The following is a 1,047-nucleotide window of genomic DNA, read 5'->3' as shown; positions in this document are numbered from 1 at the left end:
TCGTGATGGTGGAGCAGAACTTCCGCTTCGCGGCGCCGCTGGCCGATCGCTTCTACGTGATGGAGCACGGCCGCATCGTCGAGAAGTTCGGCGCCGCCGAGCTCGAAGCCCGGATGCCCGTGCTCACCGAACTGCTCGGTGTTTAGCGATCCCCATTCATCCACCAAGGAGGCAATCCCATGAAACAACGCAACCCATTCATCGCCACCGCCATCGGCCTCGGAATCCTTGCGCTCGGCGCGGCCAGCGCGGCACAGGCGCAGGAGAAGGTCCGGATCGGCTTCATCACCGACATGTCCGGCCTCTACGCCGACCTCGAAGGCAAGAACGGCGCGACGGCGATCCAGATGGCCATCGATGACTTCGGCGGCAAGGTCAACGGCCTGCCGATCGAACTGCTGATCGCCGACCACCAGAACAAGGCCGACATCGCCGCGTCGAAGGCGCGCGAATGGATCGACACGCAGGGCCTGAGCATGGTGTTCAGCGGCACCAACTCCGGCACGGCGCTCGCGACCGCGAAGGTGGCGACCGAGAAGAAGCGCGTGCACTTCAACAACGGCGCCGCGTCCTCCGCGCTCACCAACGAACAGTGCAGCCCCTACACCGTGCACTACGCCTACGACACCGTCGCGCTGGCCAAGGGCACGGGCGCGGCGGTGGTCGACCGTGGCGGCAAGAGCTGGTTCTTCCTGACCGCGGACTACGCCTTCGGCGCGGCGCTCGAGGCCGACACCACCACGGTGATCAAGGAGAAGGGCGGCACGGTGGTCGGCGGCGTCAAGCATCCGCTCAACGCCTCCGACTTCTCGTCCTTCCTGCTGCAGGCGCAGAACTCGAAGGCGCAGATCCTCGGCCTGGCCAATGCCGGCGGCGACACGATCAATTCGATCAAGGCCGCCAGGGAGTTCGGCATCAACAAGACGATGAAGACCGCCGGCCTGCTGGTGTTCCTCACCGACATCCACAGCCTGGGCCTGAAGAACACCGAGGGCCTGCTGCACACCACGAGCTGGTACTGGGACCTCAACGACGACACGCGCAAGT

General features: G+C 65.3%; 1 protein-coding gene and 1 pseudogene. Both read left to right on the top strand.

Annotated elements, in window-relative coordinates; all coding sequences use genetic code 11:
* Positions 1-146: pseudogene (locus tag ACODT0_RS42325) on the top strand (ABC transporter ATP-binding protein); the annotation flags it as partial.
* 33 nt (positions 147-179) lie between these two features.
* Positions 180-1,047, top strand: an 868-nt coding sequence (locus ACODT0_RS42320) for an ABC transporter substrate-binding protein (protein ID WP_489044041.1), incomplete at its 3' end; no start/stop codon positions are given.

The sequence above is a fragment of the Variovorax sp. FG153 genome, assembly GCF_057809595.1.
The sequence above is the reverse complement of the archived record's forward strand: the minus strand, read 5'-3'. Positions and strand labels throughout refer to the sequence as shown.